This is a genomic window from Pseudonocardia lutea, from assembly GCF_042658055.1.
In the GTDB taxonomy this organism is placed as follows: domain Bacteria; phylum Actinomycetota; class Actinomycetes; order Mycobacteriales; family Pseudonocardiaceae; genus Pseudonocardia; species Pseudonocardia lutea.
Genome location: NZ_JBHSQK010000030.1, coordinates 1 through 22,873, shown reverse-complemented (window position 1 = coordinate 22,873; position 22,873 = coordinate 1). Strand labels below are relative to the sequence as shown.

Below are 22,873 nucleotides of genomic sequence, written 5' to 3'. Positions count from 1 at the left end.
TAACCCGCCGGACCCGGCGCTACCGTGTGAACCGTGGCGAGGGCGATCGCGGACCGGTGGGACGCGCTGGAGCTGTGGTTGACGCAGCTCCCGTTCCCGCTGCAGGTCGGCCTGGCGATCGTGGTGGTGCTGCCGCTGTGCTGGGTCGTCGCCGGCCTGCTGGACCGGGCCGCCGGTGTGGTCACCGGCGCGCTCGCGCGGCGGAAGCGGCCCTGATCAGGGGGCCAGGTCCCGCCACTCCGGGATGGGGGTGTCGAGCCCGTCGACCCGGGAGCCGCCGCAGGCCCCCGCGAGCGCCGAGAGCACCTCGGAGCACCCCGCGTCGACGTGCAGGGCCGCCAGGGGATCGCCGCGGGTCTCGCCGCGGTTGACGATGACGACCGGCACGTCGTGCTTCGCGGCGTGCCTCACGAACCGCAGCCCGGACATGACGGTGAGCGAGGAGCCCGCGACCAGCAGGGCACCGCCGGCGGGCCGGAGCGCGTCGACCATCGCGTAGGCGCGGGCGACCCGCTCCTTCGGCACGTTCTCCCCGAAGAACACGACGTCCGGCTTCAGCGCGCCGCCGCACGTCGCACAGCCGACCAGCCGGAAGCCCTCGGTGCGCTCGAGCAGGACGTCGCCGTCGGGCGCGGTCTCGATCTCCGGGCCGACGGAGTCCGCGAACCCCGGGTTGGCCTGCTCGAACCGCTCCTGCAGCACGGCGCGCGAGCTGATCTCGCCGCAGGACAGGCACACGACGTCCGCGATCCGCCCGTGCAGGTCGATCAGCGCGCGGTTGCCGGCCTCGCCGTGCAGGCCGTCGACGTTCTGGGTGATCAGGCCCTGCAGCACCCCACGGCGTTCGAGATCGGCCAGCGCGAGGTGCCCCGGGTTCGGCACGGCCCGGCGCATCCGGGCCCAGCCGACGTGGCTGCGCGCCCAGTACCGGCGCTGGGCCGCGGGGCCCGACACGAACTCGCCGTAGGTCATCGGGCGGCGCAGGGGGGAGCCGGGGCCGCGGTAGTCCGGGATGCCGGAGTCGGTGGAGAGCCCCGCCCCGGTCAGCGCGACGAGCGGGCGCCCGGCGAGCAGGTCGAGCGCCTCGTCGACGGGCGCGGCCAGGGCGTTCTGCACGATCTCCAGCGTACGTGGCGCGAATGTCCAATGCCGCGCGCTCGGCGTCGGCGAGGCTCGGGGCATGAGCGAGCAGAGCCTGTTCTCCGACGCCGTCGACCTCGCCGTCGCCACGATCCGCGGCGCGGCCGTCGAGCGCTACGCCGACCCGACCCCCTGCACCGACTACACGGTGGCCGACCTGGTGAACCACCTCGCGTTCGGCTTCCTGCTGGCGCACCACGCGGCGACCCGCGAGCCGTGGCCCGAGGCGTGGGGCGCCGAGGACCGGGCGCCGTTCCTGCGCGACCTGCCGGAGCGCGAGTGGGCCGCCGCCGCCGGGAAGGAGGGCGCCGCGGCCGCCGCCGCGTGGGCGGACCCGCAGGTGTGGGAGGGGGAGTCGCACCTGGGCGGCGGCCCGATGCCCGCCGCCGTGATCGGCGCGATGATGACCGGCGAGTTCGTGGTGCACGCGTGGGACCTCGCCGTGGCGACCGGGCAGCCGTTCACCGTGGCGCCGGCGCTGGGCGAGGCCGCGCTGGAGGCGATGACCGGCATGGCCGGGATGGGCCGCGAGGCCGGGTGGATCGGCGCGGAGGTGCCCGTCGACGCCGGGGCGCCCGCGTTCGAGCGCGCTCTCGGCGTGAGCGGGCGGGACCCGGCACGGCTGCCCGTCAGCCGGGGGTGACCCAGCTGGGCCTGCGCTTCTCGCCGAAGGCGCGGATGCCCTCCTGGCCCTCCTCGCCGGCGAAGTAGTCGGCGGACAGGGCGTTCATCTCGGCGAGGTCGTCGGAGATGGAGGTGGGGCGTTCGCGGTGCAGCAGGTCCTTGACGCCGGCGAGGGCGCCGGGCGCGCCGAGCCGGAGCATGTCGACGTAGCGGGTGACCTCGGCGTCGACCCGGTCGGCGGGCACCGCCCGGTTGAGCAGCCCGATGGCGGCGGCACGGGCGGCGTCGAACGTCTCCCCGGTGAGGAAGAGCTCGTGCGCGGCGCGGGGGAGCAGCCGGGGGAGCACGGTCACGGAGATGACCGCGGGGACGACGCCGAGGCGGACCTCGGTGAAGGCGAAGGTGGCCGTGTCGGCGGCGACGGCGATGTCGCAGGCCGCGACCAGGCCGACGCCGCCGGCGCGGGCGGGGCCGGTGAGCCGGGCGACGACGGGTTTGGGCGAGGTCCAGATGGTCTCGAGGATGCGCGGGACCTCGTTGATGCCCTGCTTCTCGGCGCTCTGCCCCGTGGACTCCTTGAGGTCCATGCCGGCGCAGAACACCGTGCCGGTGTGGGTCAGCACGATCACCCGCGCCGCGTCGTCCGCGATCGCCGCGTCGAGGTGCCCGACGAGCTCGCGGCGCAGCTGCGCGGACAGCGCGTTGCGGTTGGCGGGGGAGTCGAGGGTGATCGTCGCGACGCCCTCGGTGGTGTCACGGTGCACGAGTTCGCTCACGCCCGGACCCTACCCAGCGCGTCCTCCGCGGGGGCGCGCCTCAGGCGTCGGCGGTGCCGTGGGCCGCGAGCCAGTCCCGCGCCCGCTTCGGCGAGGCTCGGGACAGCCAGGCGTCCTGCACGATCTCGGCGAGCTCGTCGCGCCCGATCTCGTGCAGGCGGGAGGCCCGGACCAGCACCGACGGGTGCCCGTCGAAGTGCGGGGTGGTGAAGAAGGGCGAGTCGGGGTCCTGGACCAGCGCGGTCTTGTCCTCGTCGCCACCGACCCAGAACACGATCACGTCGTCGTAGCGCCGGCCGGTGTCGGGGTCGACGGCGTCGGGCCGGGGCGTGCGGAAGAAGACGAACGACTTGCCGCCCACCTGGTACACCGCGTTGCCGGCGGTGCCGTCCACCCGCGTGACGTGCGGCATCCCCGCGGCCAGCTCGTGGACGTCGGCCACCCGCGCCGGACGGTCCGGTGCCTCCTCCGTCGTCTCCCGGGTGGCCTCCCCCACGGGCCGGATGCTGTCAGACCGCGAACAGCTGGTCCAGGTCCGCGAAGGCCTTGAACTCCAGGGCGTTGCCGGCCGGGTCGAGGAAGAACATCGTGTGCTGCTCACCCGGCTCGCCGGCGAACCGGACGTACGGCTCGATCACGAACTCCACGCCCGCCGCCCGCACCCGCTCGGCCAGCGCCGTGAACTCCGGGACCGGCAGGACCACGCCGAAGTGCGGCACCGGGACCTCGTGCCCGTCGACCGGGTTGCGGCCGGCCACCCCGCGGTGCCCGGGGACCAGGTGCGTGACGACCTGGTGGCCGTGCACGTCCCAGTCCGTCCAGGCCTCGGACGAGCGGCCGCGCGGGAACCCGAGGACCTCGCCGTAGAAGCGGCGGGCCGCGTCGAGGTCGTCGACCGGGATCGCCAGGTGGAAGGGCGGCCTGGTCGTCGCCGTGCCGCTCACGCGACGGGCCGTTCGAAGGTGACCAGCAGGCCCTCGACCCCGCCCGGGCCGATGCGCCCCTTGACGTCCGCGCTCGTGATCGTCTTCAGCTGCCAGCCGTCGTCGGCCTCGTTGTTGAGCAGCTTCTGCAGCTTGTCCGCGGACAGCTTGCCCCCGATCATCCCCTCGCGGAGCTGGACCACCTTGTACTCGAATCGCCGTGCCATGCGTCCGAGCATGCCAGCGCCCGGGTTCGGCCGGAGGATTCACGAACGTTCGACACACGGCCATGATGGAGCGCGGCAGCCGCCGACGACGCCGGCGCCGTCCTGGCGCAGGTGCTCCCGTTCTGAGGAAGGACGTTCCTGACCATGCCGTTGGACCCGCAGATCGAGGCCCTGCTCGCGCAGATGGCCGAGCAGGGCGCGCGGTCGCCCGAGAGCATGACCGTGGCCGAGAACCGCGCGATGATCGCGGACCTGGCCGGGCTCGCCGGGCCGCCCGCGGAGCTGGCCCGCGTCGAGGACACCGCCGCGCCGGGCCCCGAGGGCGACATCCCCGTGCGCCTCTACGTCCCCCCGGGCGACGGACCGCTGCCGGTGCTCGTCTACTACCACGGCGGCGGCTGGGTGATCGGGAACATCGAGAGCCACGACGCCGTCTGCCGCGCGCTGGCCGCCCGGGCCGGGTGCCTGGTGGCGTCGGTCGACTACCGGCTCGCGCCGGAACACCGCTTCCCGGCCGCGGTCGACGACTCCTACGCCGCGCTGACCTGGGCCGCCGAGAAGATCGGCGACTTCGGCGGCGACCCGGCGCGGCTCGCGGTCGGCGGCGACAGCGCCGGGGGCAACCTCGCGGCCGTCGTGGCGCAGCTGGCGAAGAAGCAGGGCGGGCCGCCGATCGCCTTCCAGCTGCTGGTCTACCCGGCCACCGACCGGTTCGACGACAGCCCGTCGATGCGGGAGAACGCGCTCGGCCCGCTGCTGTCCCGGGCGTGGATCGAGTGGTTCCTCGGCTGCTACCTGAACTCGCCGGACGAGGGCCAGGACCCGCGGGTCTCGCCCGGGCGCGCCGAGGACCTGAGCGGCCTGCCGCCCGCGCTGGTGATCACCGCGGAGTTCGACCCGCTGCGCGACCAGGGCGCCGCCTACGTCGGGAAGCTGCGGGAGGCCGGCGTCGACGCGCAGCTGCTGCCGGTCGACGGCATGATCCACGGCTTCATCCAGATGTCCGGGGTGCTCGACAAGGCCCGCGAGACGCTCGACAAGGCGGGCGACGCCCTGCGCACCGCCCTCGCCTGACCCGGGCCGGGAACCCGGCCCGGGCCCGCGGCCCCGCCGTCGGCCGCCTGCTCAGCCGAAACGTCGGCGCAGGTAGTCGGCGGTGGGGGCGTCGGCGGGGAAGAAGGACTCCACCGCCACCTCCTCCAGGGTGATGTCCAGCGGCGCGCCCAGCACCGAGACCGTGGAGAAGAAGGTGAGCAGCCCGTCGGGGTGGCGCAGCCGCAGCGGCAGCACGACCCGGTTGCGCGGGTGGGCGTCCGGGTCGAGACCGAGGGTGCGGCAGTGCCCGACCAGCTCGCCGAGCAGCGCGCCGTGGGCGGGGTCGGCCGAGCGGTCGGCCTGCCGGCGGAGCCGCGAGACGAGGTGGGCGGCGTACTCGTCGAGGCCCTCGACGTACCGGGCCAGGCCCCGCGGGTGCAGGGCGAGCCGCAGCACGTTGGCCGGCGGCTCGAGCAGTCCCGGGTCCACCAGCTCGACGAACACCGTGACGGCCCGGTTGGCGTCGATCATGTCCCACTGCCCGTCCACGAGGACGGCGGGGAAGGGGTCGTGCGCGGCGAGCAGCCGGTTCAGCGAGCCGTGCACCTCGGCCATCTCGGACGAGTGCAGCGAGTGCTGCGAGTAGGCCGGCGCGAACCCCGCGGACACCAACAGCTCGTTGCGGGCGCGCAGCGGCAGGTCCAGCTCCTCGGACAGGTGCAGCACCATCTCCCGGCTCGGCCGCGAGCGCCCCGTCTCCAGGAAGGAGAGGTGCCGCGCCGACACGTCCGCCTTGTTCCCGAGGTCGAGCTGGGTGAGCCGGCGACGCTGCCGCCACTCCCGCAGCAGCCCGCCGAAGGCCGTCTCGACCGGGACCGTCACCGCTGTCATGCCCGGAACGATACGAAGCGGTGCGGCGCCGGGCGATGACCTCCGGGGTAATGGCGCGACCGCACGCCCGCGCGCGAGGGTCCCGGACATGGACTTGACCGAGCAGATGTACGCCGCCATGCCCTTCACGCAGGTCCTCGGTGCGACGGCGGTGACGGCCGACCGCGACGAGGTGCGGCTGCGGCTGGAGTGGACCCCCGAGCGCTGCACCAGTGGGGGACTCCTGCACGGCGGCGCCACCCTCGCGCTCGCCGACGCCGCCGGAGGGTGGGCGGGCTTCCTCAACCTGCCCGAAGGGTCCTCGGGGACCGCGACCACGTCGTCGTCGACCCATTTCCTGCGGCCGGTCACCGCGGGCGCGGTCGAGGCCGCCGCCCGGGTGCTGCACGCCGGCCGCACGGCGATCGTGGTCGTGGTCGACGTGACCGACGACCGCGGCCGGCTCACCGCGCGGGTGACCCAGTCGCAGGCGGTGCTGTAGTGGCGCGGGCCCGGGTGTCACGGCCGCCCAGGGTGGTACCGACGGGACCAGGCTCGCGCCGGGCGCCGCGGGCCCGGCGCGGCTAGCGTCGTAACCGGAGGACCATCCACCTGTGAGGAGAGCGCGTGAAACTCGGCCTGCACATCGCGGACTTCACCTACCCGAGCGGCCCCCAGGGCCTCGCCGACGACCTCACCCGGATCGCCGTCACGGCCGAGGAGGCCGGCATCGCACGGGTCAGCGTGATGGACCACGTCTGGCAGATCCGGCCCGTCGGGCCGATCGAGAACGACATGCTGGAGGCCTACACGACCCTGGGCTACCTGGCCGCGCGCACCGAGCGCGTCGAGCTGCTGGCCTGGGTCACGGCGGTCAGCTACCGGGACCCCGGCCTGCTCGCCAAGCTCGTCACGACCCTCGACGTGCTGTCGAAGGGGCGGGCGTGGCTCGGCATCGGCGCCGCGTGGAACGACGAGGAGGCCCGGGGCCTGGGTCTGTTCTTCCCGCCCACCGCCGAGCGGTTCGAGCGGCTGGAGGAGACGCTACGCATCTGCCTGCAGATGTGGAGCGACGACGAGGGCCCCTTCGAGGGCACGCACTACCGGCTCGAGCGGACGCTCAACGTGCCGCAGTCGCTGACCCGTCCGCACCCGCCGATCCTCATCGGCGGCGGGGGCGAGAAGAAGACCCTGCGCCTGGTCGCGCAGTACGCGAACGCCTGCAACCTCTTCGACGGGCCGGAGCTGTCGCACAAGCTCGACGTGTTGCGCCAGCGGTGCGACGAGGTCGGCCGGGACTACGACGAGATCGAGAAGACGGTCATGGGCCGCGGCTACGGGAGCGACCCGAAGGAGCTGGTGGAGCACCTGACGGGGCTCGCGAAGCTCGGGATCCAGGAGTACCACGGCCTCATGCCGGGCGTGTCGGAACTGGAGCCGCTGCGGGAGCTGGGCCGCGAGGTCGTCCCGGCGGTCGCGGACCTGTAGACCGCTTCCCGGGCCGGGCGCGAGCCTCCACACTGTCCCGATGGCCGACGGGGACCGCGTCGCGTACGAGCGGCTCCGCGCCGCGCAGCTGAGCGCGGTGCGGGCCGCGCTCGAGGACCACGTGGCGCGGCTCGACTGGCCGCGCGAGCGGATCGAGCGGCACCGGACCGAAGGGCTCCGGGCGCTGCTCGGCTGGGCCCGGGAGCGCTCGCCCTTCCACGCGGACCGGATGGGCGACGTCGACCCGGCCACGGCGACCGTCGCCGACCTCGCCCGGCTGCCGGTGATGACCAAGCGGGAGGCCCAGGAGGAGTGGGACGCCGTCGTCACCGTCCCGGGGCTGGACCGGGCGGGCGCGGAGCGGGTGCTCGCCGAGCAGCGCTGGTTCTCCTACACCCCGGAGGGGCACCAGGTGTTCAGCTCCGGCGGCTCCAGCGGGGTCCGGGGCGTGTACGTGTGGGACTGGGAGCAGTACGTCACGCTCGCGTGCCTGGCGTGGCGCTGGCAGGTCCGCGCCGACCGTGCCGCCGGGATCGGCGGACCCGCGCGGCTGGCGGTGCTGTCGGCGGGCGCACCTCCGCACGCCAGCACGCCCTTGTTCGCGGTCGCCACGGATGCGGCGACGGAGACCGTGGTGATCCCGGCCGCGGCGCCGTTCGACGACGTGTGCAAGGCCGTGGCCGACACCGGCCCGACCGCCCTGGTGGGCTACGCATCGGTGATCGGCCGCCTGGCCCGGGCCACCCTCGCCGGGCGGCTCGACATCCGGCCGGCGCGGGTGAGCACCAACTCCGAGCCGCTGACGGAGGAGGACCGGGCCGCCATCGCCGCGGCGTGGGGCGCGCCCGTGCACAACCTCTGGGGCTCGACCGAGATCGGCGTCCAGGCCGTCGGGTGCGGGCAGGGCGACGGCCTGCACGTCTCGGCGGACGAGGTGATCCTCGAGCGGGTCGACGCGGAGGGGCGCCCGGTCGGGCCCGACGAGCCGGCCGAGCGCACGCTCGCGACCGGGCTCGCCGGCCGCACCTTCCCCTTCGTCCGCTACGACCTGGGCGACGAGGTCACGCTGCTGCCCGGGCCGTGCCCGTGCGGCAGCGCGATGCCGCGGGTCGCCGCCGTGGCCGGCCGGCGCGACGACGACTTCCGCTACGGCCCACGACTGGTCCCGGCGGCCGCGTTCCGGTACGTCCTGGGCACGGACCCGCTGATCTCGGAGTACCAGGTTCACCAGACCGCCGACGGGGCGGACGTCCTGGTGGTCGGCTCGCCGGACGTGCCCGCGGTGGGCGCGGCGCTCGTCGATGCCCTCCGCCCCTACGGCCTGCCCGACGCCACGATCACCGTCCGCGCCGTGGACCGCATCCCGCGCCACGCCTCGACCGGCAAGCTCTCCCGCTTCGTCCCGCTGAAGTAGCGCGCGCTGTGGAACCATGATGCGGTTCAGGACGCTCTCGAATCGCGGTGGGGAACCATGACGCGAGATTCGACGGCGTTCCGCGCATCGTGGTTCCGTACTGCGACGGTCAGGCAACCGCGTCGCGGCGCGCGACCTCCTGGCGGACCAGCGGGATGACCTCGCGGCCGAACTGCGTCGCGTCCTCGAGCAGGTCGTAGCCGCGGGCGGACAGGATCCGCACGCCCAGGTCGTAGTAGTCCATGAGCGCCGCGGCGACCGTCTCCGGCGTGCCCACCAGCGCCGTCGAGTTGCCCGCGCCGCCGGTGGCCGCGGCCGTCACCGTCCAGAGCGCACGGTCGTGCCGCTCGCCCTCGGCGGCGCTGGCCAGCAGCCGCTGCGAGCCGGCGTTCTCCGGGTCGGTCAGCTTGTGCCGCCGGGTGAGCTGCTTCCCGCCCGCCGTGCGCTCGCGGATCCGCGCCACCGTCGCGTGCGCCTTCTCCCAGGCCTCCTCCTCGGTCCGGCCGAGGATCGGGCGGAAGGCGACCTGGAAGGTCGGCGCCGGGCGACCGGCCTCCTTGGCGAGCTGGGTGATCGTCGCGATCTGCTCGGCGGTCCCCGCCAGCGGCTCGCCCCAGAGCGCGTAGATGTCCGCCTCCTCGGCGCCCACCTTGTAGGCGGCGGGGGAGGAGCCGCCGAAGGAGATCCGGGGCCGCGGCTTCTGCACGGGCTCGACGTCGAGGACGAAGTCGGAGAAGTCGTAGTGCTCGCCGTGGAAGTCCCACGGCTCCTTCTCGGTCCACGCCCGCTTGAGGATCCGGATCGCCTCGCGGGTGCGGTCGTAGCGGCGGTCCTTCGGCAGGACGTCGCCCTCGCGCTGCTGCTCGTGGTCGTTGCCGCCCGTGATGACGTGCAGGGTGAGCCGGCCGCCGGACATCGCGTCGAGCGTGGCGACGGTCTTCGCGGTGAAGGTCGGGTAGGAGACGTTGGGCCGGTGGGCGAGCAGCAGCTGCAGCCGCTCGGTGTGGTCGGCGATGTACGCCGCGGCCTGCGCCGGGTCGGGGCTGCCCGACGAGTACGCCGTGAGGACGCGGTCCCAGCCGCTCTCCTCGTGCGCCCGGGCCAGCGCGAGGGTGAACTCGGGGTCGAAGGCGGGGCCGGAGCGCGGACGGGTCTCGGTGCCGTCGTTCGTCGCTCCGATGCCGAGGAACTCCACGGGCATTTGGCGTGCTCCTTCGCGGACGGGAGTCGGCTCTCCCTCCGCACAAGGCCGCCGCGGCCCGGGGTGTTCCCCTCAGGCGGCCTCGGTACCGCCGGCGAGCCGCCGGGCCCGGCGCCGCAGGTCGGCGACGGAGGCCAGGTCCGCGTCCACGGCCCGGATCGCCCGGCCGGTGTCGCGCAGCTCGTCGACGCTGCGGCGCAGCGCCTCGAGCTGCTCCGTGGTCGCCTTCTCGCGGGCGGTCACCGCGGCGCCGGCCGCGCGGCGCAACGTCGTCTGGGCGGTCCGGGAGGCGTCGCGGAGCTGCTTGACCAGCACGATCTGGAACTCGTCGACCACGGCGCGGAAACCCGCACGGGCCTCCTGGCGGCGGCGGTCGAGGGAGCGTTTGCGCTCGGCCGCCAGCGCGGAGCCGCCGAGGGCGAGGGCGGCCGTCACGGCGCCCGTGACCAGGATCCACAGCGGCATCGCGACGTGGAAGACGCGCGTGAGCACGAGGGACATCATGATGCCGCCGTAGGAGGGCATGACGATCCTGGCCATCCGCGCGGGCACCGGCATCCGGCCGTTGCCGGACGACGGCGGGGGCGGCCCGAGGCCGTCGACGAGCGCGGCCGGGGTGACCATCGGCAGCGCGGGGACCTCGAGCGGGGTGTCGAGCTCGAGGTGCCGGCCGAGGCGGTCGGCGAGCGCGGCGACGGTGTCCCGGGCCTGGCCGCGGGCCCGATCGGCCTCCGCGACCAGGCGGGTTCGGAGCTGCTCGTCGAGCCGGTCGTGGTCCTTGCGCGGGTCGGACGCGGCCAGGGCGGCCTCGGTCTCGGCCAGCACGGCGCGGGAGGCGGTGCGGACGGCGAACTCGGCGTCGGAGGTGAGGGTGGCGAACCCGTCGGCGAGGAGCTGCGGCCACTCGCGGGCGAGGGCGCGCTCGTGCTCGGAGCGGGTGCGGGTGCGGGTGAACTCGGCGCGCAGCCGGTTGGCGCGGATGGGGTCGGCGAGGTCCGCGCGGCGGTAGCGCAGGTCGGCGCCCAGGGAGGCGAGGGCGCGGTCGGTCTCCTCGCCGGCCGTGCGGACGGCGGCGGCCTCGCGCTCGGTGTTGCGGGCCAGCCGGAGGGCCTCGCGGGCCCGGCGCAGGCGGCGGATCAGGTCCTCGCGGTCGTTGGCCTCGGCGCCCTCGAGGGTCTCGGACAGGAGCTCGGCGGCCTCGGCGGCGGGGCTGCGGGTGGGGGCGGTGATCGTCTCGGGCATCTCCGGCTCCTCGGGTGGTGGCGCAGGCACGGTGTCGTGCGAACGGCTCCGGCCGGCCCGCGGGACGGGCCGGCCGGGTCGGTTCAGGCGGCGTAGTAGTCGTCGTCGCAGCCGCCGTCGTCGGAGGTGTCGTCGACGGTCTCGGCCTCGTCGTCGTCGAAGCTGGCGGAGTCGAAGTCCTCGCCGCCGTCCTCGTCCTGCTCGTCGTACCCCTCGCCGTCCCAGGAGTCCTCGGAGTAGTCCTCGCTGTAGTCGTGGTCCTCGCTGTAGCTGCTCTGCCAGCCCATGGTGTTCTCCCCGTGTCGGGGAGGCCCCTCTGCGGGGCCTCCGGTGCCGAGAACTGTGCCGATGCGCGCGGCCCGCAACGACCGAGTCAACCCCCGCGCCCGCGTCGTCGTCCCCCGTTCCGGCACGGGGGCTGACCCCACCCCGGGTCGGGGGCGGGCCCGCGCGGGAATAGCTCCGGGGCCGCCGACGCTGCACTCGGCGAAGGACTTGGTCCGTGCCCGGGAGGACGATGAGCACCGCCATCGCGATCGTCGGAGCCGGTCCGCGCGGCGTGGGGATCCTCGAGCGGATCGCCGCCAGCGCGCCCGAGCTCCTCCGCGACACCCTGGACGTCCATCTGGTCGACCCGTACCCGGCCGGGGCCGGGCGGATCTGGCGCGACGCGCAGTCCCCGCTGCTCGCGATGAACTCGATGGCCTCGGACGTCACGATGTACACGGACGACTCGGTGGTCTGCGACGGCCCGATCATCCCCGGGCCGTCGTTCTGGGAGTGGGCGCAGGGTCTCTGCGAGGAGGACCTCGCCGACTGGCCGCCGGAGCTCGCCGCCGAGCTGCGCGCGGTCACCGCCTCGACCTTCCCGAGCCGCCGGCTGCAGAGCCGCTACCTCGCGTCCGTGCTGCGGGCGGTCGTCGCGGCCCTGCCCGACGACGTCCGGGTGCACGTGCACCCCGCCCGCGCCACCGGGCTGACCGAGCGGGCGGGCCGGCAGGTGCTGTCCGTCGAGGGGGAGCCCGCGCTGACGGTCGACACCGTCGTGCTCGCCTCGGGCCACCTCGACGCCACTCCCACCCCGGACGAGCAGGCCCTGCTCGAGGCCGCCACCGCCCGGGGGTTGCGCTACCTCCCGCCGGAGCAGACCACGGACTCGGACCTGTCGGTCGTCGAGCCGGGGGAGACGGTGATCGCGCGCGGGCTGGGGCTCGCGTTCGTCGACCTGATGGTCCTGCTGTTCGAGGGGCGCGGCGGCCGGTTCGAGGAGGGCCCGGACGGGCTGGCCTACGTGCCGTCCGGCCGGGAGCCGCGCCTGGTGGCCGGGTCGCCGCGCGGTGCCCCCTACCACTCGAAGACGCACTACCAGCTGCGCGCGGGCCGGCCCCCGGTGCCGCGGTTCCTCACCGCCGACGTCGTCGACGCGCTGCCCCGTCCGCTGGAGCTGCGCCGCGACCTCTGGCCGCTGATGGCCAAGGAGATCGCCTTCGGCTGGTACCACGAGCTGTTCCTCGGCCATCCCGAGCTCGTCGCGCTGCCGTGGGAGGAGTTCGAGCCGCGCTACGCCGCGCTCGACTGGGACTCCCCGGAGATGGTGGAGCTGCTCGCGGCGTCGGTGCCCGACCCGCTCGACCGGATCGACTTCGCCGCGCTCGACCGGCCCTTCGACGGGCTCGCCGCCGGGTCGCTGGAGGAGCTGCAGCCGCTGGTCCGGGCCCGCATCGCCGAGGACCTGCGCCAGCACACGGACGAGCGGCACACCCCGCACCTCGGGGCGTTCACGGCCATGCTCGCCGTCTACGGCGAGATCACGCGGGTGCAGGGCGCCGGGCTGCTCTCCGCCGCCTCGCGGGCCCGCGACCTCCCGTGGTGGCAGGGCTTCTTCAACTCGGTGGCGAGCGGTCCGCCCGGGTTCCGGGTGCGCCAGCTGCTCGCGCTGTCCGAGGCCGGGTTCGTGCAGTTCCTGGGCCCGGGCATGTGGGTCGACCTCGACGACGACGGGTTCCGCGCCGGCAGCACCACGCTCGCCGGGGCACCGCCGGTCCGCTCCACCGTCCTGGTCGACGCCCGGTTGCCCGATCCCAGCCTCGAGCGCACCGCGGACCCGCTGCTGGCCGCGCTGCGCGCCGCCGGCGAGGTGTCCGAGGAGGTCCTGCGGGACGAGACGGGCGCGGTGCTGCGGCGCACCGGGCTGATCCGGGTACGCCCGGCCGACGGGGCGCTGGTCGACGCCGCCGGCCACGCCCACCCGCAGCGCTTCGCCGTCGGCCCGCACACCACGGTCAAGGTCGCGGGCGCCTTCACCCGGCCCGGGATGAACGCGCAGAGCCTGCGCTACAACGACGCCGTCGCCCGCGCCGTCCTGCTGTCCCTGCCGGGCGCGGACAGCGCCGCCGCCTGACCCCGAACAGGCTGATCCCGAACGGACGAACGGCGCTCCTGCTCGTACCTCGTGAGCGGGAGTGCCGTTCGTGACGACGGACCCGGGGGCCGGACTGCCACAGCCGAAGTGAGCGAGTGGCGCTGTCGCTCGTGCCTGACTGAGCGAGAGCGCGTTCGCTCACTCGTCGTCGGGGAGCGGGCGCGGGGTGGCGTCGGAGGGGATCCGGTCGGTCGACCCGCCGGCCGCCGCGCCGGCCAGCTCGCGGCCCTCGCGGCCCTCGGGGGCCTCGGGGGTTTCGGGGGCCTCGGTGGCTTCGGTGGCGGGCTGCGCGGTGGCGGCGCGGGTGCGGCGCAGCCGCCGGATCGCGACCGCGACCGCGGCGACCCACGCCGCCACGATCAGCACGTAGGCCGCGACGAGCACCGGACCGGCGACGTCGAGCGCGTTCAGGATCGTGCGGGCGTTGGTGAAGACGATGATGCCGCCGACCGCGGTGCCCAGCACCGGCGCGGGGATCTTCGTGACCAGCCAGGCCGCGATGGGCGCCGCGACCAGCCCGCCGAGCAGCAGACCGCCGATGGTCCACGGGTCGAGGACGGCGCTGCCGAGCCCGAGCAGGAACCCGATGCTGGCGAACAGCGCGACCAGGAACTCCGAGGTGTCCACGGAGCCGATCACGGTGCGCGGCGCGGTCTTGCCGGCGGTCAGCAGCGCGGGGGTCGCGACGGGACCCCATCCGCCGCCACCCGTGGCGTCGACGAACCCGGCCACGAGACCCAGGGGCGAGAGGAACTTCGAGCGGTGCGGCGAGCGACGGGCCGTCGCCTCACGGGGCGGGCGGACCGAGAAGCGCAGCAGGATGTAGACGCCCAACGCCAGCAGGATGCCGGCCATGATCGGCGCGGCGTCCTCGGTCGACAGCGCCGACAGCACCGTGGCGCCGAGGAAGGCACCGATCGCGCCGGGCACGCCGAGGCGGAGCACGAGCTTCCAGTCCACGTTGCCGAAGCGCCAGTGCGAGGCGCCGGCGGCGAGCGTGGTGCCGACCTCGGCGAGGTGCACGGAGGCGCTCGCGGCCGCGGGGTTCACGCCGGCGATCAGCAGCAGCGACGAGGAGGTGACGCCGTAGGCCATGCCGAGGGCGCCGTCCACGAGCTGGGCGCCGAGGCCGACCAGGGCGAAGACGATCAGAGTGCGCATTACGGGGATTTCTCTCGCGGTGGGAGGCGCGCGCGGGCACGGCGGAGCGGGCCGGAGCGCGGCGCGGTCGAGCAGGGAGCGGCGACGAGGGTCAGCGACAGAACTCGTCGAAGGCGTGGCCGCGACGCGACGGCCAGAACAGCTCCAGGTCCGAGACCCGGAGGGGCCGCACGGCGAAGGCGCCCGAGGGGGCCGGGCGCAGGTCGTCGGCGGGCATGACCCCATCGTGCGAGCGCGGGGCGGCAGGAACAACCTGGCGTCCGTGATGCGGGACCGGCCGCAAATGTCCGGACGAAAGCGCAGGTCGGGTGGGTTGCCGGGCTGACGTGCGGGAACGGTCGGCACGGGCCGGGCGTGGTGATCGTTCGTGCTGTTCGGCGTGGCCAGCCTCTCAGACCTTTGCCCCGCCCTCTGTCCGCTCCGCGTCCCGCGAACGGGCGGGGGGACCGGACATTCCGGGGCCGTGCGCCGGCCGGCGGCGCTGCGGCGCCCGGCTCAGGCCGCGGCGGGGAGCAGGGCCGCGGCGGCGTGGTAGCGGGCCAGGACGACGTCGGCGATCGCGGGGTGCGCGCCGAGCGCCTCGGCGACGGGGGCGCCCCCGGCCTGGTCGTGCACCCGGTCGAGCAGGCGGCCGGGGGCCAGGAACCACGAGGCCACGGCGATCCGCCGGGCGCCGCGTTCCCGCAGCTCCGCGACGGCGTCGGCGACGCGGGGGGAGGCGGTGGCGAAGGCGGCGACGGCCCGCGGCCAGCGCGCCGCCAGCCGGTGCACGACGGCGTTGGCCGCCTGGTTCGACGAACCCGTCCCGGCGAGCACGACCCCCAGGCCCGGATCGCCGGGTGCGTGCCCGAGCACCGCGAGCCGGGCGGCGGCGACGTCGAGCAGGGCGGGGTCCGGCCCGAGGACCTCGGCGATCCGGACCTCCCGGGCACCGGACTCCTCGATCACGGCCGGGATGTCGACGCGCGCGTGGTAGGCCGAGCCGAGCAGCAGCGGCACCACGACGGCGGGCCGGTCCAGGCCGGCCAGCACCTCCCCGAACCCGGGCTCGTCGAAGTCGAGGAACGCGGGGCGGACGTCGAGCCCCGGCGCGCGCGAGCGCACGACGTCGACGAGCGCCCGCACCGTCGCCGAGGACCGCGGGTCCCGGCTGCCGTGCGCGACGGCGACGAGGACGGGTGCGGGCACGCGGGTCACTCGGCGGGGCTGAGCGCCAGCGGCGTGCCGACGAGGCCGGCGGCGAGCGTGTTGCCCGTCGGCGGGTCGATCAGCAGGAAGCTGCCGGTGGCGCGGATGTCGGCGTAGTCGTCGACGGGCAGCGGGTCCGCGGTGCGCAGGGTGGCCCGACCGATGTCGTTGAGCTCCAGCGTGGCGGCCTCGACCTCGGTCAGCGTGTCCGTGTCGATCTTCGACTCGGGCGCGCCGACGATCACCTGCGTGGTGCGGGTGCCGTGCTTGAGGAGCAGCCGGGCGTTGGCACGCAACGGCTTCTCGTTCAGCCAGCAGAGCGTGGCGTCGATCTCCGACGTCACGGCCGGCTGCGCGTCGGCGGCGACGAGCATGTCCCCGCGGGAGATGTCGATGTCGTCGGCCAGCCGGATCGTGACCGAGCGCCCGGCGGCGGCCCGGTCGAGCGGCCCGTCGGCGGTGTCGACGTGCGTCACGGTCGTCTCGCGGCCCTCGGGGAGGACCACGACCCGGTCACCGGGGGCGACCGTGCCCGCCGCGATCTGGCCGGCGTAGCCCCGGTAGTCGTGCAGCTCCCCCCAGCGCGCAGCGTCAGCGGAGCGCGCATCGGCACTGCGGGGCCGGATCACGTACTGCACCGGCATCCGGAAGGGCTTCGCCACCTCCGGCCCGACGACGGGGACGGACTCGAGGTGCCCGAGCAGCGTCGGCCCGTCGTACCAGGGCGTGTGCGCGGAGCGCTCGACCACGTTGTCCCCGACCAGCGCGGAGACCGGGATGGTCTGGACGGCGTCGTCGGCGAACCCCAGCGAGCGCGCCAGCCCGGTGAACTCCTTCTCGATCGCCCGCAGCGTCTCCTCGTCGTACGCGACCAGGTCGATCTTGTTGATCGCCAGGACGAGCCGCGGGACCCGCAGCATCGCGAGCACCGCCGCGTGCCGGCGGGTCTGCTCGACGATCCCGTTGCGGGCGTCGACGAGCAGTACGGCGAGCTCCGCGGTGGACGCCCCGGTCACGGTGTTGCGCGTGTACTGGACGTGCCCCGGGGTGTCCGCGAGCACGAACTCCCGGGTCGGGGTGCCGAAGTACCGGTACGCGACGTCGATCGTGATGCCCTGCTCGCGCTCGGCGCGCAGGCCGTCGACCAGCAGGGACAGGTCCGGTGTGGCCAGTCCCTTGTCGACGGACGCGCGCTGCACGGCCTCGATCTGGTCCGCGAGCACCGACTTGGTGTCGTAGAGCAGCCGTCCGACCAGGGTGGACTTGCCGTCGTCCACCGAGCCCGCGGTCGCGAACCGGAGAAGGTCCCTGTGAGATCCGGTAGAGCCCATGATCAGAAGTACCCCTCGCGCTTGCGGTCCTCCATGGCGGCCTCGGAGAGGCGGTCGTCGGCGCGGGTGGCGCCGCGCTCGGTCAGCCGGGAGGCGGTGACCTCGGCGATGATCTCGTCGAGGGTGGTCGCGGTGGACTCGACGGCGCCGGTGCACGAGCCGTCGCCCACGGTGCGGTAGCGCACGGACTTCTTCTCGAGGCTCTCGGCGCCGCGCGGGCCGCCCCACGGGCCCTCGGCCAGCCACATCCCGTCGCGCCGGAAGACCTCGCGCTCGTGCGCGTAGTAGATGCTGGGCAGCTCGATCTGCTCGCGCTGGATGTAGCGCCACACGTCGAGCTCGGTCCAGTTGGAGATCGGGAACACCCGGACGTGCTCGCCGGGGGCGTGCCGGCCGTTGTAGAGGTTCCACAGCTCGGGCCGCTGCTTGCGCGGGTCCCAGCGGCCGAACGCGTCCCGGAGCGACATGATCCGTTCCTTGGCGCGGGCGCGCTCCTCGTCCCGGCGCCCGCCGCCGAACACGGCGTCGAACCGGTGCTCGACGATCGCGTCGAGCAGCGGCTGGGTCTGCAGCGGGTTGCGGGTGCCGTCCGCGCGCTCGACCAGCCGCCCGTCGTCGATGTAGTCCTGGACCTTCGCGACCTCGAGCCGCAGGCCCAGGCGCTCGACGATCGTGTCCCGGAAGTCGATGACCTCGTCGAAGTTGTGCCCGGTGTCGACGTGCAGCAACGGGAAGGGCACCGGCGCCGGCGCGAACGCCTTGACCGCGAGGTGCACCAGCAGGGTGGAGTCCTTGCCGCCGGAGAACAGGATCACGGGGCGGTCGAACTCGCCCGCGACCTCGCGGAAGATGTGGATGGACTCGGCCTCGAGCGCGTCGAGCGCGTCCAGGCCGGTCGACAGAGCCTTCTTCTCCAGTGTCGTCATGAGACGTGCAGCCCGCATTCGATCTTCGACGTGCCCGCCCAGCGGCCGCTGCGCGGGTCGGCCCCGGGGAGGGGCTTGGCGGTGCAGGGGGCGCAGCCGATGCTCGGGTACCCGGCCCCGACCAGGGGGTTCACCAGGATCCCGTGGTCGGCGACGTACTTCTCCATCTGCTCGTCGCTCCACGCCGCGATCGGGTTGATCTTGACCAGCCCGAACTTCTCGTCGTAGGTGACCAGGGGGGTGTTCGCGCGGGTCGGCGCCTCGACGCGGCGGACGCCGGTGACCCAGGCGTCGTAGCGCGCCAGGGTGTCCTGCAGGGGCGTGACCTTCCGCAGCGCGCAGCACCGGTTGGGGTCGCGGGCGAAGAGGTCCTTGCCCTCGGTGGCGTCCTGCTCCGCGACGGTCTGCGCCGGGGCGGCGTTGACCATCCGCACGTCGTAGACCTGCTCGACCGCGTCCCGCGTGCCGATCGTCTCGGCGAAGTGGTAGCCGGTCTCCAGGAAGAGGATCTCCACGCCCGGCCTGGCCTTCGCGGCCAGGTCGACGAGCACGGCGTCCTGCATGTTCGAGGCGACGATCAGGCGGTCGCCGAAGGTCGCGGCGGCCCACGCGAGCACCTGCTCGGCGGTGGCCTCCGGCCCCAGCTGCGCGGCGCCCTGCTCGGCGAGGGCCCGCAGGTCGGTCTCGGTCGCGACACTCATGACTCGGCTCCAGACGTCTGGGGGACCCCGATGCCGACGAACGTCACGACGAAGGTGCGCAGGCAGGACGCGCACCACCACGCGGCACCGGGCACCCTCTCCGAACGCTCGGCGGGGGAGAGGTCTTCCTCCCCGCAGTACGGGCAGTGGTAGGGGACGACCCGGGAGGTCACTTGAGGTCCCCCTCGTCCGCCCGCAGCACCCACTGCGCGAAGCGCTCGCCCTGCTCGCGCTGCGCGACGTACTTGCGCACGACGCGCTCGACGTACTCGCCGAGCTCGGCGCTGGTCACCTTCAGCCCGCGCAGCTTGCGCCCGAAGCCGGAGTCGAGGCCGAGCCCGCCGCCCAGGTGCACCTGGAAGCCCTCGACCTGGTTGCCCTCGGCGTCGCGCACGATCATGCCCTTGAGGCCGATGTCGGCGACCTGGGTGCGCGCGCACGAGTTCGGGCAGCCGTTGAGGTGGATCGAGACCGGGGTGTCGATGTCGCCCTGGACGTCGGCGAGCCGCTCCTCCAGGTCCGCGACGAGCCGGATCGCCCGCTCCTTGGTCTCGACGATCGCGAGCTTGCAGAACTCGATGCCGGTGCACGCCATCGTGGCGCGGCGCCACGGCGAGGGGTTGGCCTGCAGGCCCAGCTCCTCGGCCTCGGCGACGAAGGACTCGACGGCGGCGTCGGGCACGTCGAGCACGACGACCTTCTGCTGCGGGGTGAGCCGGACGCGGCGCGAGCCCGCGGTCTCGGCCGCCTTGGCCAGCGCGACCAGGACGTCGCCCGACACGCGGCCCGACGCCGGGGCGAGCCCGACGTAGTTGGCGCCGTCCTTCTGCTTGTGCACGCCCACGTGGTCGACCGGGCGCTCGGGGATCACGGGCGCCGGCCCGTCGATCAGCTTCCGGCCCAGGTACTCCTCCTCGAGCACGCGGCGGAACTCCTCCGCGCCCCAGTCGGAGATCAGGAACTTGAGCCGGGCGCGGTTGCGCAGCCGCCGGTAGCCGTAGTCCCGGAAGACCGACACGACGCCGGCCCAGACGTCCGGGATCTCGTCGAGCGGCACCCAGGCGCCGAGCCGCTGCGCGAGCTTCGGGTTGGTGGAGAGGCCGCCGCCGACCCACAGGTCGAAGCCGGGGCCGTGCTCGGGGTGCTCGACGCCGACGAACGAGACGTCGTTGACCTCGTGCGCGACGTCCTGCTGCCAGGAGATCGCCGTCTTGAACTTGCGGGGCAGGTTCGAGAACTCCTTGGACCCGATGTGGCGGTCCAGGATCGTGCGGATCGCGGGCTCCGGGTCGACCGGGTCGGTCGCGGGGATCCCCGCGACGGGCGAGCCGAGGATGACGCGCGGGGTGTCGCCGCACGCCTCCGTGGTCAGCAGGCCGACGCCCTCGATCTTCTCCCAGATCGCCGGCACGTCCTCGACCTGGATCCAGTGGTACTGGATGTTCTGCCGGTCGGTGATGTCCGCGGTGTTGCGCGCGTACTGCTGGCTGACCTCGCCCAGGACCCGCAGCTGCTCGGTGGTGAGGGCACCGCCGTCGCACCGGATCCGCAGCATGAAGTAGCGGTCGTCGAGCTCCTCGGGCTCCAGGGCGGCGGTGCGGCCGCCCTCGATCCCCGGCTTTCGCTGGGTGTAGAGGCCCCACCAGCGGAACCGGCCGCGCAGGTCGGAGGGGTCGATCGAGTCGAAGCCCCGCTTGGCGTAGATGGTCTCGATCCGCGCGCGGACGTTGAGCCCGTCGTCGTCGCGCTTGTTGCGCTCGTTCGGGTTCAGCGGCTCGCGGTGACCGAGCTTCCACTGGCCTTCGCCGCGCTTGCGCTTGGCAGGGGTGTCCGTGGGCGCGGAAGTGGGCATGGTGGTGGGAGCTCCTGGGCTCGGTGGCGGCTCCGGGCATGCCGGGACGTTCGGGAGATCGGCGGGGCCGGAGCCTGGGTCTGACGGGGTCGAGGGCGCGGCGCGGCGCTACCGTCGACAGAGCGCGCTGTTCACCCGGTGCAGGTCCACGTGGCGTCGGGCCACGAGGCGCAGAGTCAGCGCAGTCACGTCCACCAGGGTGCCACGCTGTCCGGACGAAAGGCCACCGCGCGACCGGATGCTGGGAGGGGATTCACAGGGATCCGGATCACCCCCGGCCCCGTCCGTTGCCGTTGCCGTTGCCGTTCCCGTTCCCGTTGCGGTTCCCGTTGCCCCGGTCGCCGCCGTCCTCGTCCTCGTCGTCCTCGCCGTCGGAGCGGCGGTCCTCGGTGTCCTCGTCCTCGTCGTCGTCCCGGAGGACGACGCGCGGGCCGCGGGTGGGCGCGGGCGGCGCCGGGGCGGGGGTGGCCTGCTCGAGCGCGGCCCCCGCGGCGGTGGCCAGGTGCGGGACGGCCTGGACGCTCGGCTCGACCGGTGCGGCGGGTGCGGCAGGTGCGGGTGCCGGCACGACGACGGCGGGGGCGGGAGGGACGACGGGCTCGGAGCCGGACAGCAGGCTCGTGCCGAGCACGACGAGCCCGCCCGCGGCGGCCACCCCGCCGGCGACCGTGGTCGTCAGGCGGCGCCGTGGCCGGGCCGGGGCCGCGGAGCGGTGCCGCGTGGGCAGCGGCGCGGGGAGCGGCGCGGTGGCCGGGCGGACCGCGATCGCGCCGAGCCGCTCCCCGACCTCGGCGGCGCTCGGCCGGGCCGTGGGCTCGTCCGTCGTCATCGCGATCAGCAGCGTCCGCAGCGGGGGGTCGAGGTGCGGCGGCACGTCGGGGCGGCGGTGGATGCGCGCGACCGCCGACTCGAGCGCGGCGCCCGCGTACTCGCGCCGGCCGGTGAGCGCCTCCAGCAGGACCAGGCCGAGGGCGTAGACGTCCGCGGGCGGGCCGACCTCGCGGCCCTTGACCTGCTCGGGGGCCATGTAGGCCGGGGTCCCGACGGCGAGCCCCGTCGTCGTGACGCGGGTGGCGTCGAGCAGCCGCGCGACGCCGAGGTCCGCGAGGTAGGCGCGGCCGGTGCGGTCGAGCAGCACGTTGGCGGGCTTCACGTCACGGTGCACCACGCCGAGCGCGTGCAGGTGCGCGAGGGCGCCGGCGATCACGGTGCCGACCGCGATCACGCGCTCCGCCGGCACCGGGCCGAGCTCGACCAGGTCGGCGACCGACCCGCCGTCGACCAGCTGCATGACGACGTAGCCGCGGGCGTCCGCGCGGTTGCCGTCGACGCCGCTGTCGAGCACCTCGACCAGCGCCGGATGGTGCGGCACCTCGTCGAGCCCGCGGACACCGAGGCGGCGCACGTCGATCCCGGGGTGGAGCACCTTGACCGCGACCGCGCGCCCGGTGTGCAGGTCCGTCGCCCGGTGGACGTGCGCGGTCCCGCCCACGCCGATCAGCTCGTCGAGCCGGTACCGCCCGCCGAGCCGGTCCGCCACCGTGTCCGTCCCGGTGTCCATGCCGTGTGGGACCTCCTCCGCCGCCGTCGCGGCGCCGGCCGCGCGGTGCGCTCTTGGTACCCCATCCGGGTCGGTGCGCTCCCCACGCGCCCGCCGGGAAGATCGGCGGCGGCCGAACGGCGGAGACGATCTCTCAGGAACCCGCCCCGTCCGTGTCGCGTCGGTGCGCGGGGGTCGCGCGCCGGCGCCCGCGGCGGAATGATCCACCTGGTTCGACGACGCCCGGGAACGGGCACCCGGGCGCCGGCGCCGGCGGAAGGAGGGTGATGGCTCCGCGGCACGGACGCGCAGACGGGCGGATCCCCGCCGGGGAGCTGCTGCGTCGCGAACGCCGATCCCGGCAGCCGGGGCGACGCGGGTTGCTGGCGGCGCTCGCGGCCGTCGGGGTGCTCGGCGTGGGCGGGGCGGCGACCTGGGCCGCGGTCACGACGGGTGAGCCGGGGGAGGGGTCGCCGACCGCGCTGCCCACGCTCTCCTCCGCGCCCTCCGCCTCGTCGGAACCCTCCGCCGGTCCGACCCCGGGTGGACCCGAGCCGGAGGTCGACGGGCCGACGGTGCCCGAGGGGTCGGCCGGGGCGGGGTCGGGAGCGGACGGAACCGGCGGGACCGGGTCCGGGTCGGCCGGTTCCGGTGGTTCGGCGGGCTCAGGGGGCCCCGGTGGGTCGCCGGGCTCCGCGGGTTCTGGCGAATCCGGCGGGAGGGCCGGGTCCGGCGCGGGAGCGGGCTCGGGGTCCGGAGGGGCGTCCTCCGGCTCGGGCGGACCCGGCGTGATCGCTCCGGGCGGCGCCGGC

The 22,873-nt window shown here is 74.8% G+C and carries 24 protein-coding genes; 7 read left to right on the top strand and 17 right to left on the bottom strand.

What is annotated here, in order from left to right:
* Window positions 1-33: 33 nt before the first annotated feature.
* Window positions 34-216 (top strand): hypothetical protein, encoded by a 183-nt coding sequence (locus tag ACFQH9_RS13450; RefSeq protein WP_379566369.1) that lies wholly within the window; start codon window positions 34-36, stop codon window positions 214-216.
* Here the strand turns inward: ACFQH9_RS13450 and ACFQH9_RS13445 are convergent, their stop codons facing one another.
* A complete protein-coding gene (locus ACFQH9_RS13445; RefSeq protein ID WP_379566368.1) occupies window positions 217-1,182 on the bottom strand; it encodes an NAD-dependent protein deacetylase in 966 nt (321 codons plus the stop codon). It abuts the gene before it with no gap.
* Here ACFQH9_RS13445 and ACFQH9_RS13440 point away from each other — a divergent pair.
* Window positions 1,181-1,783, top strand: a complete 603-nt coding sequence (locus ACFQH9_RS13440) for a TIGR03086 family metal-binding protein (protein WP_379566367.1) — start codon at window positions 1,181-1,183, stop codon at window positions 1,781-1,783. The two genes, ACFQH9_RS13445 and ACFQH9_RS13440, sit on opposite strands and share 2 nt — an antisense overlap.
* Here ACFQH9_RS13440 and ACFQH9_RS13435 read toward each other — a convergent pair.
* Genes ACFQH9_RS13435 through ACFQH9_RS13420 form a run of 4 tightly spaced genes read right to left on the bottom strand, consistent with a single transcriptional unit; the run spans window position 1,770 to window position 3,690 of the window.
* Window positions 1,770-2,540, bottom strand: coding sequence for an enoyl-CoA hydratase-related protein (locus ACFQH9_RS13435; RefSeq protein ID WP_379566366.1), 771 nt, complete (start codon window positions 2,538-2,540; stop codon window positions 1,770-1,772). The genes ACFQH9_RS13440 and ACFQH9_RS13435 overlap by 14 nt on opposite strands.
* A 40-nt stretch (window positions 2,541-2,580) precedes the next feature.
* Complete coding sequence (locus ACFQH9_RS13430) at window positions 2,581-3,036, bottom strand: MmcQ/YjbR family DNA-binding protein (protein ID WP_379566364.1); 456 nt, start codon at window positions 3,034-3,036, stop codon at window positions 2,581-2,583.
* A 13-nt stretch (window positions 3,037-3,049) separates the two neighbouring features.
* Window positions 3,050-3,484, bottom strand: coding sequence for a VOC family protein (locus ACFQH9_RS13425; RefSeq protein ID WP_379566363.1), 435 nt, complete (start codon window positions 3,482-3,484; stop codon window positions 3,050-3,052).
* Window positions 3,481-3,690, bottom strand: a complete 210-nt coding sequence (locus tag ACFQH9_RS13420) for a DUF4177 domain-containing protein (protein ID WP_379566362.1) — start codon at window positions 3,688-3,690, stop codon at window positions 3,481-3,483. Before ACFQH9_RS13420 ends, ACFQH9_RS13425 begins: the two co-directional genes overlap by 4 nt.
* A 144-nt stretch (window positions 3,691-3,834) precedes the next feature.
* Here ACFQH9_RS13420 and ACFQH9_RS13415 point away from each other — a divergent pair, with 144 nt between their 5' ends.
* Window positions 3,835-4,764, top strand: coding sequence for an alpha/beta hydrolase (locus ACFQH9_RS13415; protein WP_379566360.1), 930 nt, complete (start codon window positions 3,835-3,837; stop codon window positions 4,762-4,764).
* A gap of 51 nt (window positions 4,765-4,815) precedes the next feature.
* Here the strand turns inward: ACFQH9_RS13415 and ACFQH9_RS13410 are convergent, their stop codons facing one another.
* Entirely contained in the window at window positions 4,816-5,616 is an 801-nt protein-coding gene (locus ACFQH9_RS13410; RefSeq protein ID WP_379566359.1) for a helix-turn-helix domain-containing protein, read from the bottom strand.
* Between the two features lie 88 nt (window positions 5,617-5,704).
* Here ACFQH9_RS13410 and ACFQH9_RS13405 point away from each other — a divergent pair, with 88 nt between their 5' ends.
* From ACFQH9_RS13405 to ACFQH9_RS13395, 3 genes are all read left to right on the top strand, one after another.
* Entirely contained in the window at window positions 5,705-6,097 is a 393-nt protein-coding gene (locus tag ACFQH9_RS13405; RefSeq protein WP_379566358.1) for a PaaI family thioesterase, read from the top strand.
* A 125-nt stretch (window positions 6,098-6,222) separates the two neighbouring features.
* Entirely contained in the window at window positions 6,223-7,083 is an 861-nt protein-coding gene (locus ACFQH9_RS13400; protein WP_379566357.1) for an LLM class F420-dependent oxidoreductase, read from the top strand.
* Window positions 7,084-7,123: 40 nt separating this feature from the next.
* Window positions 7,124-8,497, top strand: coding sequence for a phenylacetate--CoA ligase family protein (locus tag ACFQH9_RS13395; protein ID WP_379566356.1), 1,374 nt, complete (start codon window positions 7,124-7,126; stop codon window positions 8,495-8,497).
* 109 nt (window positions 8,498-8,606) lie between these two features.
* Here the strand turns inward: ACFQH9_RS13395 and ACFQH9_RS13390 are convergent, their stop codons facing one another.
* The 3 genes from ACFQH9_RS13390 to ACFQH9_RS13380 form a co-directional block, all read right to left on the bottom strand.
* Window positions 8,607-9,698: an LLM class flavin-dependent oxidoreductase gene (locus tag ACFQH9_RS13390; protein WP_379566355.1), complete on the bottom strand. Its 1,092-nt coding sequence runs from the start codon at window positions 9,696-9,698 to the stop codon at window positions 8,607-8,609.
* 72 nt (window positions 9,699-9,770) lie between these two features.
* Window positions 9,771-10,940 (bottom strand): hypothetical protein, encoded by a 1,170-nt coding sequence (locus ACFQH9_RS13385; RefSeq protein WP_379566354.1) that lies wholly within the window; start codon window positions 10,938-10,940, stop codon window positions 9,771-9,773.
* Window positions 10,941-11,023: 83 nt separating this feature from the next.
* On the bottom strand, window positions 11,024-11,227 hold the full coding sequence (locus tag ACFQH9_RS13380; RefSeq protein WP_379566353.1) for a hypothetical protein: 204 nt from the start codon (window positions 11,225-11,227) through the stop codon (window positions 11,024-11,026).
* A 230-nt stretch (window positions 11,228-11,457) separates the two neighbouring features.
* On the opposite strand from ACFQH9_RS13380, the gene ACFQH9_RS13375 reads away from it, so the two are divergent.
* Complete coding sequence (locus ACFQH9_RS13375; protein ID WP_379566352.1) at window positions 11,458-13,341, top strand: FAD/NAD(P)-binding protein; 1,884 nt, start codon at window positions 11,458-11,460, stop codon at window positions 13,339-13,341.
* A gap of 159 nt (window positions 13,342-13,500) precedes the next feature.
* On the opposite strand, the gene ACFQH9_RS13370 is transcribed toward ACFQH9_RS13375, so the two are convergent.
* The 8 genes from ACFQH9_RS13370 to ACFQH9_RS13335 all read right to left on the bottom strand — a co-directional run bounded on the left by ACFQH9_RS13370 (window position 13,501) and on the right by ACFQH9_RS13335 (window position 22,082).
* Window positions 13,501-14,523 (bottom strand): sulfite exporter TauE/SafE family protein, encoded by a 1,023-nt coding sequence (locus ACFQH9_RS13370; RefSeq protein WP_379566351.1) that lies wholly within the window; start codon window positions 14,521-14,523, stop codon window positions 13,501-13,503.
* Between the two features lie 91 nt (window positions 14,524-14,614).
* Complete coding sequence (locus ACFQH9_RS13365) at window positions 14,615-14,740, bottom strand: hypothetical protein (RefSeq protein ID WP_379566350.1); 126 nt, start codon at window positions 14,738-14,740, stop codon at window positions 14,615-14,617.
* Between the two features lie 278 nt (window positions 14,741-15,018).
* Window positions 15,019-15,711, bottom strand: a complete 693-nt coding sequence (locus tag ACFQH9_RS13360) for a sirohydrochlorin chelatase (RefSeq protein WP_379566349.1) — start codon at window positions 15,709-15,711, stop codon at window positions 15,019-15,021.
* 5 nt (window positions 15,712-15,716) lie between these two features.
* On the bottom strand, window positions 15,717-17,042 hold the full coding sequence (locus ACFQH9_RS13355; RefSeq protein ID WP_379566348.1) for a sulfate adenylyltransferase subunit 1: 1,326 nt from the start codon (window positions 17,040-17,042) through the stop codon (window positions 15,717-15,719).
* Window positions 17,043-17,044: 2 nt separating this feature from the next.
* Entirely contained in the window at window positions 17,045-17,968 is a 924-nt protein-coding gene (gene cysD, locus ACFQH9_RS13350) for a sulfate adenylyltransferase subunit CysD (protein WP_379566347.1), read from the bottom strand.
* Window positions 17,965-18,669, bottom strand: coding sequence for a phosphoadenylyl-sulfate reductase (locus ACFQH9_RS13345; protein WP_379566346.1), 705 nt, complete (start codon window positions 18,667-18,669; stop codon window positions 17,965-17,967). The genes cysD and ACFQH9_RS13345 overlap by 4 nt, the downstream gene beginning before the upstream one ends.
* Before the next feature lie 169 nt (window positions 18,670-18,838).
* Window positions 18,839-20,521, bottom strand: a complete 1,683-nt coding sequence (locus ACFQH9_RS13340; RefSeq protein WP_379566345.1) for a nitrite/sulfite reductase — start codon at window positions 20,519-20,521, stop codon at window positions 18,839-18,841.
* A 268-nt stretch (window positions 20,522-20,789) separates the two neighbouring features.
* On the bottom strand, window positions 20,790-22,082 hold the full coding sequence (locus ACFQH9_RS13335) for a serine/threonine-protein kinase (protein ID WP_379566344.1): 1,293 nt from the start codon (window positions 22,080-22,082) through the stop codon (window positions 20,790-20,792).
* Between the last annotated feature and the right edge of the window lie 791 nt (window positions 22,083-22,873).

Coding starts and splice junctions, on each gene's coding strand:
- ACFQH9_RS13440 (WP_379566367.1), top strand. CDS start 1,181: ATGAGCGAGCAGAGCCTGTTCTCCGACGCCGTCGACCTCGCCGTCGCC.
- ACFQH9_RS13445 (WP_379566368.1), bottom strand. CDS start 1,182: ATGCCCCGAGCCTCGCCGACGCCGAGCGCGCGGCATTGGACATTCGCG.
- ACFQH9_RS13420 (WP_379566362.1), bottom strand. CDS start 3,690: ATGGCACGGCGATTCGAGTACAAGGTGGTCCAGCTCCGCGAGGGGATG.
- ACFQH9_RS13415 (WP_379566360.1), top strand. CDS start 3,835: ATGCCGTTGGACCCGCAGATCGAGGCCCTGCTCGCGCAGATGGCCGAG.
- ACFQH9_RS13410 (WP_379566359.1), bottom strand. CDS start 5,616: ATGACAGCGGTGACGGTCCCGGTCGAGACGGCCTTCGGCGGGCTGCTG.
- ACFQH9_RS13405 (WP_379566358.1), top strand. CDS start 5,705: ATGGACTTGACCGAGCAGATGTACGCCGCCATGCCCTTCACGCAGGTC.
- ACFQH9_RS13395 (WP_379566356.1), top strand. CDS start 7,124: ATGGCCGACGGGGACCGCGTCGCGTACGAGCGGCTCCGCGCCGCGCAG.
- ACFQH9_RS13390 (WP_379566355.1), bottom strand. CDS start 9,698: ATGCCCGTGGAGTTCCTCGGCATCGGAGCGACGAACGACGGCACCGAG.
- ACFQH9_RS13385 (WP_379566354.1), bottom strand. CDS start 10,940: ATGCCCGAGACGATCACCGCCCCCACCCGCAGCCCCGCCGCCGAGGCC.
- ACFQH9_RS13380 (WP_379566353.1), bottom strand. CDS start 11,227: ATGGGCTGGCAGAGCAGCTACAGCGAGGACCACGACTACAGCGAGGAC.
- ACFQH9_RS13375 (WP_379566352.1), top strand. CDS start 11,458: ATGAGCACCGCCATCGCGATCGTCGGAGCCGGTCCGCGCGGCGTGGGG.
- ACFQH9_RS13370 (WP_379566351.1), bottom strand. CDS start 14,523: ATGCGCACTCTGATCGTCTTCGCCCTGGTCGGCCTCGGCGCCCAGCTC.
- ACFQH9_RS13365 (WP_379566350.1), bottom strand. CDS start 14,740: ATGCCCGCCGACGACCTGCGCCCGGCCCCCTCGGGCGCCTTCGCCGTG.
- ACFQH9_RS13355 (WP_379566348.1), bottom strand. CDS start 17,042: ATGGGCTCTACCGGATCTCACAGGGACCTTCTCCGGTTCGCGACCGCG.
- cysD (WP_379566347.1), bottom strand. CDS start 17,968: ATGACGACACTGGAGAAGAAGGCTCTGTCGACCGGCCTGGACGCGCTC.
- ACFQH9_RS13345 (WP_379566346.1), bottom strand. CDS start 18,669: ATGAGTGTCGCGACCGAGACCGACCTGCGGGCCCTCGCCGAGCAGGGC.
- ACFQH9_RS13340 (WP_379566345.1), bottom strand. CDS start 20,521: ATGCCCACTTCCGCGCCCACGGACACCCCTGCCAAGCGCAAGCGCGGC.
- ACFQH9_RS13335 (WP_379566344.1), bottom strand. CDS start 22,082: ATGGACACCGGGACGGACACGGTGGCGGACCGGCTCGGCGGGCGGTAC.